This window comes from Nocardia sp. NPDC003345 (assembly GCF_053589395.1).
Genome location: NZ_JBSFRU010000368.1, coordinates 1 through 6,018 on the forward strand (window position 1 = coordinate 1; position 6,018 = coordinate 6,018).

8 protein-coding genes are annotated in these 6,018 nt (G+C 70.6%); 5 read left to right on the forward strand and 3 right to left on the reverse strand.

The features are described 5' to 3' along the window. From ACWDU1_RS28145 to pgl, 3 genes are all read left to right on the forward strand, one after another. Positions 1 to 678, forward strand: a 678-nt coding sequence (locus tag ACWDU1_RS28145) for a glucose-6-phosphate dehydrogenase (RefSeq protein WP_450003041.1), incomplete at its 5' end; no start/stop codon positions are given. Then, on the forward strand, positions 675 to 1,586 hold the full coding sequence (opcA, locus tag ACWDU1_RS28150) for a glucose-6-phosphate dehydrogenase assembly protein OpcA (protein WP_450003043.1): 912 nt from the start codon (positions 675 to 677) through the stop codon (positions 1,584 to 1,586). The genes ACWDU1_RS28145 and opcA, both read left to right, overlap by 4 nt. Next, positions 1,576 to 2,319 carry a 6-phosphogluconolactonase gene (pgl, locus tag ACWDU1_RS28155; RefSeq protein WP_450003045.1) on the forward strand — a complete coding sequence of 248 codons (744 nt, stop codon included), beginning with the start codon at positions 1,576 to 1,578 and terminating at the stop codon, positions 2,317 to 2,319. Before opcA ends, pgl begins: the two co-directional genes overlap by 11 nt. A gap of 7 nt (positions 2,320 to 2,326) precedes the next feature. On the opposite strand, the gene yidC is transcribed toward pgl, so the two are convergent. The 3 genes from yidC to ACWDU1_RS28170 form a co-directional block, all read right to left on the reverse strand. Beyond that, complete coding sequence (yidC, locus tag ACWDU1_RS28160; RefSeq protein ID WP_450003046.1) at positions 2,327 to 3,271, reverse strand: membrane protein insertase YidC; 945 nt, start codon at positions 3,269 to 3,271, stop codon at positions 2,327 to 2,329. 125 nt (positions 3,272 to 3,396) lie between these two features. Further along, positions 3,397 to 3,720 (reverse strand): DUF6412 domain-containing protein, encoded by a 324-nt coding sequence (locus tag ACWDU1_RS28165; protein ID WP_450003049.1) that lies wholly within the window; start codon positions 3,718 to 3,720, stop codon positions 3,397 to 3,399. 91 nt (positions 3,721 to 3,811) lie between these two features. Continuing rightward, a complete protein-coding gene (locus ACWDU1_RS28170) occupies positions 3,812 to 4,780 on the reverse strand; it encodes an oxidoreductase (protein ID WP_450003051.1) in 969 nt (322 codons plus the stop codon). 250 nt (positions 4,781 to 5,030) lie between these two features. On the opposite strand from ACWDU1_RS28170, the gene ACWDU1_RS28175 reads away from it, so the two are divergent. Together ACWDU1_RS28175 and ACWDU1_RS28180 are read left to right on the forward strand one after the other, a co-directional pair. Then, on the forward strand, positions 5,031 to 5,273 hold the full coding sequence (locus tag ACWDU1_RS28175; RefSeq protein WP_450003053.1) for a hypothetical protein: 243 nt from the start codon (positions 5,031 to 5,033) through the stop codon (positions 5,271 to 5,273). 101 nt (positions 5,274 to 5,374) lie between these two features. Next, positions 5,375 to 6,018 (forward strand): thiamine pyrophosphate-dependent enzyme (locus ACWDU1_RS28180; RefSeq protein WP_450003054.1); only part of this gene is annotated, 644 nt, incomplete at its 3' end.

A 6,018-nucleotide genomic window follows, 5' to 3' on the forward strand; every position in this document is an offset into this window, starting at 1 on the left:
CAGAACGAGAAGATCAAGGTCCTCTCCGCGACCAAACTCGTGGAGCCGCTCGACGAGACCACCGCCCGCGGGCAGTACGCCGCCGGGTGGCAGGGCGGCCAGGAAGTGGTGGGCCTGCTGGACGAGGAAGGTTTCGATCCGCAATCGCGTACCGAGACCTACGCGGCGCTGACACTCGAGGTCGACACCCGGCGCTGGGCCGGGGTGCCTTTCTATCTGCGGACAGGCAAGCGGCTGGGCCGGCGGGTCACCGAGATCGCGGTGGTCTTCAAACGCGCGCCCCATCTCCCCTTCGACCAGACCATGACCGAGGAACTCGGTGAGAACGCGCTCGTGATCCGTGTGCAGCCCGACGAGGGCATCACCATGCGGTTCGGGTCGAAGGTGCCCGGATCGTCGATGGAAGTACGCGACGTGAACATGGATTTCAGCTACGGCGAGGCCTTCACCGAATCCTCGCCCGAGGCCTACGAGCGGCTCATCCTGGACGTGCTGCTCGGCGAACCGTCCCTGTTCCCCGTCAACGCGGAGGTCGAATTGTCCTGGCGCATCCTGGATCCGGTGCTCGCGCACTGGGCCGCCGACGGTAAACCCGAACAGTACGAAGCCGGTACCTGGGGTCCGGATTCCGCGGCCGAGATGCTGGCCCGCACCGGCCGGGAATGGCGGCGGCCGTGATCATCGATATCCCCGATACGACCACCGGGGCCGTCACCAAACGCCTGGTGCAACTGCGCGAGAGCAACGGCGTGATCACCATGGGCCGGGTGCTGACGCTGGTGGTGTGCACCCTGGACAGTTCCGAGGCCGAGGACGCCATCGACGCCGCCAACGACGCCAGCCGCGAACATCCCTGCCGGGTGGTCGTACTGGCCCGGGGCGACCGTTTCGCGGAGACGCGATTGGACGCGCAGATCAGGGTCGGTGGTGACGCCGGCGCGGCCGAGGTGATCGTGCTGCGCCTGCAAGGTGAACTGGTGAGCCACGAGAGCAGTGTGGTCATTCCGTTCCTGCTGCCCGATACCCCGGTGGTGGCATGGTGGCCGCGCGGCGCACCGGCCTTTCCCTCCAAGGATTCGGTGGGCCGGCTCGCGACCCGGCGCATCACCGACGCCACCTACGCCCCGGATCCGCAGGCGACCATCAAGTCCCGGCACGACTCCTACGCGGTCGGTGACTCCGATCTGGCATGGAGCCGGATCACCTACTGGCGGGCCCTGCTGGCCGCGGCCATGGACGAACCGCCGTTCGAGCCGGTGGAATCGGTCACGGTCTCGGGCCTGCGCGAGGAGCCGGCCCTCGATATGCTCGCCGGCTGGCTGGCCGGGCGGCTGGGCTGCCCGGTGCACCGCCGGACCGGCGATCTGGTGGTCGAGTTGCGGCGGCCGTCGGTCTCGATCTCCATCGCCCGCCCGCAGACCGGGGTCACGGCGACGCTCACCCGCACCGGTGATCCGGTGCAGCGGATCGCCCTGGCGCGCCGCGAAACCCGCGACTGCCTGGCGGAGGAATTGCGCCGGCTGGACGCCGACGAGATCTATGCCGAAGCCCTCGCCGGAATCGAAAGGGTGACCTATGACAACTAGCTCCGAGACCTCCGTCGAGGTCTATCCCGACAGTGACGCGCTCACCACGGCGGCCGCCCGCCTCTTCGTCGATACCCTCACCGCCGCGCAGGCGGCGCGGGGTAGCGCGTCGGTGGTGGTGACCGGCGGCGGAACCGGGATCCGGCTGCTGGAGAAGGTGCGCGCGAACGCGGGCGGCCTGGACTGGTCGAACCTGGACGTGTTCTGGGGTGACGAACGATTCGTCCCGGCCGGCGACCCCGACCGCAACGAGTTGCAGGCGCACCGGGCCCTGCTCGATCACGTCCCGGTGGATCCCGCGCGGGTGCACACGGTGGCCACGTCCGACGGTGAATACCCGGACCCGGTCGAAGCGGCCGCCGAATACGCCACCGCCCTGCGCGCCCACCTCGCCACCTACGGCGCGTTCGATCTGCACCTGCTGGGCATGGGGCCGGACGGTCATATCAACTCCCTGTTCCCCGGCCATGCCGAAACGCTGGGCGAGCAGCGGGAACTGGCCGTGGCGGTGACCGACTCGCCCAAACCACCCCCGGTACGCGTCACGCTGACCTATCCCGCGATCCGCCGCGCCCGGCAGGTGGTGCTGGTGGTGGCCGGTGCCGACAAGGCCGAACCGGTGGCCGCGGCGCTCAACGGGGCGGATCCGCTGAAGGTCCCCGCGGCCGGGGCCCGGGGCACGGAATCGACCGTCTGGCTGGTCGATCGTGCCGCCGCACCCGGGTTGACCTGACGGGATCTCACTTCCTCCGCTTCCGCGTCCCACCACGGCCGGCACTCCCCCGCGGCCGCGCGCCCGGTGCCGGGGCGCGGACCGGAGCAGGCTCGGCGACGGCCTTCTCCGCGACGGTGCCTTCCCGGTCGATGCGGGCGAAGATCATATGCTGCTGGCCGTAGGTCCAGAGGTTGTTGCTCACCCAGTACAGCAGGACGGCGATCATCAGCACCGGTCCGGCGACCAGGACCCCCAGCGGGAACACCCACAGCATCAGCTTGTTCAGCAGCGAGGTCTGCGGGTTGGCCGCCGTCTCCGGGTTCTGCCGCGCGATGGACGCGCGGGCGTTGAAATGGGTGGCCAGGCCCGCCACGACCATCAGCGGTATCCCGACCGCCGCGATCGCCGCCACGGTGGGTACCCCGCCGTAGGCGGCGAACGAGGCCAGCGTGTCGGAGGGGCTCGTCATTGCCACCGAAAGCGGCGCTCCGAAGATCCGGGCGCCGAGGAAGGACTGCACCTCGGGAACGCCGAACAGGTAGTTCGGGGTATGCGCGTTGGCCTCCGCGCTCATCCCGAGTTCGCCGAGCCCGGTTCCGGTGCGGTTGAACGATTTCAAGACGTGATAGAGGCCGAGGAACACCGGGATCTGCACCAGCGCCGGCAGACAGCCCATCAACGGGTTGAATCCGTGTTCTTTCTGGAGTTTCCGCATTTCGAGGGCCTGGCGTGGTCGGTCTCCGGCGTGTTCCCGCTGCAGCGCGGTGATCCGAGGTGCCAGCTCCTGCATCCGGCGGGCGGTGCGGATCTGGGATATCGCCGGTTTCAGCAGCAACAGGCGGAGGGTGAAGACGAGGAACACCACGGCGAGCGCCCAGGCGAAACCGTTGTCGGCACCGAGGACAGCCCCGAACGCCTTGTGCCAGAACCAGAGGATCGCGGAGACGGGATAGTAGATGACGTCGAGCATGGTGTGAGCACCTTTCCACCGCACATCACCGGGACACCGGGATATGCGAATCGGATTCACGCCGTGGCGATCCGGCCGCGGCGTGGAGACAGGACGGTGGAGAGGCCGGGCGGTATGCCGGGTGGCTACGCCGCGGCCGGCACGCGTCCGGGTGCTCTGGGCAGACGCGGCCGGCCGGGGGTGTCCGGCGCGCTCTGCCGGCGGAAGGCGCCGCGCAGGCGCCGGTCCTCACGTGGCGGACCGGCCGCGGTGGCGATACCCGCACGCAACCGCACGGCGGCCCGCCGGGCGGCGAACGCGAGGACGACGAGTACGGTGACCGCGGCACCGACCGCGCCCGCCGGGCCGTCGAGACCGGCGGTTGTCGCGACGACGAGGGCCAGCACGGCCACCCACGCGAACCGAACGAAGTTCGGGCCGTACGTGAGTGGCCGGCGGATCCGGGTCATGTCTCGGAGCGTACCGGCAGTTCTCCGGTAGCGGGCGGTTCGGATTCGCCACCGCGGAAGTTCCACCGGGCCGATACCGGCCGGCCGCGGGTCAGGTTTCGGAAGCGGGCGGTGCCCCGGCTGCGGCCAGTGGGAACCGGACACCGGTGAGGTCTTCGGCGGCCTTCCACAGCCGGATGCCGATCTCGGGGTCGCGCGCCCGGGCGGAGGCCCGGACCGGCACCGGCGGGCCTACCAGTTCCGCGAAACCCGCGGGCCCGAAGAAATCGCCGCCCCGCGCGCCGGGGTCGAGCGCGGCCCGCAGCACCGGCCGCGCGCCGTCGTCGGCGTTCTGCGTGAACCAGCCGGTGAGCGGCGCGAAAAGCGGATTGTAGACAAGCCGCATCCAGGCGCGCTGCTCCCGGAGTATGGAGGTACGGACCCCGCCGGGATGGGCGGCCAGTGCGACGGTGCGCGCACCGGCGGCGCGCAGGCGCCGGTCGAGCTCGAAGGTGAACACCATGCCCGCCATCTTCGAACGCGCGTAGGCCAGTGCGGGGACGAAGGACCGCTCGCTGTTCAGGTCGGCGAAGTCGAGCGTGGCCCGGCGATGCCGGTGGGTGATACTGCTGACCGTCACCACCCGCCCGGCCGGGGCCGCCCGCACCGCGTCGACGAGTTGCGCGGTGAAGGCGAACGGGCCGAGGACGTTGATCCCGAAATCGCTTTCGAACCCGTCCGCGGTGCGATCTCGGTGGGCCGCCATCACTCCGGCATTGTTGATCAGCAGATCCACTGTGGGCCAGCGGGTCCGGATCTCCTCTGCGCAGCGGGCGATGGCGGCGACGCTGCCGAGATCGAGCGAGACGGTGTGCACCCGCGCCGCGGTGACCTCGGCCGCTATCCGGTCGGCCGCGGCCCGGGCGGCGGCCTGATCACGGCACGCCAGCACCACCGTGGCGCCCAGACCGGCCAGGGCGTGCGCGGCCGCGTATCCGATGCCGGTATTGGACCCGGTGATCACCGCGACCCGGCCCTCCTGCGTTGCGGTCCGGTCGATCCGCCACGATGCTTCCACCATTTTCAGACAGTAGAACAGACACTTGTTCGGGCACAAGAACGGCGGGGTTCGGCCCAGGCAGGGGCGCGGCCGGGCATGCCTGCGGGCGCGAGCCCGCGCGCCCGCCCGTCGCGGGATCTCCGCGTTGCCAGGAAATTCGCAGGTCGTTGGCAGACCACCTCGAGCGGGGCGGCACAGGATGGCTTCCGTCGGGTTCGCCCGGCCCGGTGGCCCGACGGTCGGGCCATTCGCAGAGGAGGAATATCTCGCAATGCCGAAGGTGATGAAGTCGAAGCTCGCGAAGGCCGCCGTGGTCGGCAGTATCGGACTGGGAATGGCCGGGCTCGGCGCGGGCGCGGCGAGTGCCCAACCGGGCCCGGACCAGCACTGGAACCAGCCGCAACAGCACCAGCAGCACCAGGACCGGCATCATGGGGACAACAGCCCCGGCCCGAACCGGCCGGGTGCCCACGGGTTCTGGTTCCTCGACCGGTGGGTACCGCTGCCCTGGTGATACCCCGGCGTGGACCCCCCGTGTTCGCCGCGCCGCCGTTTAGGCTGATGGCGGTGAACATCCAGGAATCGGACGAGCGGTTACGCGCCGAGCTGGTGCGGCTGCGCGGGGCGCCACCCACGCTGTCCGGCGGGGCGCTGCCCGGTCCCGCCTCCGATTGCCTGAACCTGTTCGACGCCCAGGTGGCGAGCCGCCGTGCCGACCGGGAGGCCCGGCGGCTGACCGCGAGCGGACAGGGCTTCTACAGCATCGGATCCGCCGGACACGAGGGCAATGTAGCGGTGGCGGCGGCGAGCCGGATCACCGATCCGGTGCTGCCGCACTATCGTTCCGGTGCGCTCTTCCTGGAACGGGCCCGGCGCGCCGGGGTCGCGGATCCGGTCCGCGACCTACTGCTCGGGGTGGTGGCCGCGGCGGCGGACCCGATCTCCGGCGGCCGCCACAAGGTGTTCGGGAGCGCGGCGGCGAACATCATCCCGCAGACCTCCACCATCGCCTCTCATCTGCCCCGGGCGGTGGGGTTGGCGTTCGCCCTCGAACGCGCCGCGGGCCTGGGACTGGCGTGCCCGTGGCCGCCGGACGCGGTGGTGCTGTGCGGGTTCGGCGACGCCTCGGCCAATCATTCGACCGCCGCCGGTGCCATCAATACCGCGGTACACACCGCGCATCTGGGCGTTCCGGTGCCGGTGCTGTTCCTCTGCGAGGACAACGGCATCGGCATCAGTGTGCCCACCCCGCCGGACTG

Bases quoted from the DNA above. Each gene is read 5' to 3' on its own strand.
- ACWDU1_RS28165 (WP_450003049.1), bottom strand. From the start codon at position 3,720: ATGACCCGGATCCGCCGGCCACTCACGTACGGCCCGAACTTCGTTCGG.
- ACWDU1_RS28175 (WP_450003053.1), top strand. From the start codon at position 5,031: ATGCCGAAGGTGATGAAGTCGAAGCTCGCGAAGGCCGCCGTGGTCGGC.
- yidC (WP_450003046.1), bottom strand. From the start codon at position 3,271: ATGCTCGACGTCATCTACTATCCCGTCTCCGCGATCCTCTGGTTCTGG.
- pgl (WP_450003045.1), top strand. From the start codon at position 1,576: ATGACAACTAGCTCCGAGACCTCCGTCGAGGTCTATCCCGACAGTGAC.
- ACWDU1_RS28170 (WP_450003051.1), bottom strand. From the start codon at position 4,780: ATGGTGGAAGCATCGTGGCGGATCGACCGGACCGCAACGCAGGAGGGC.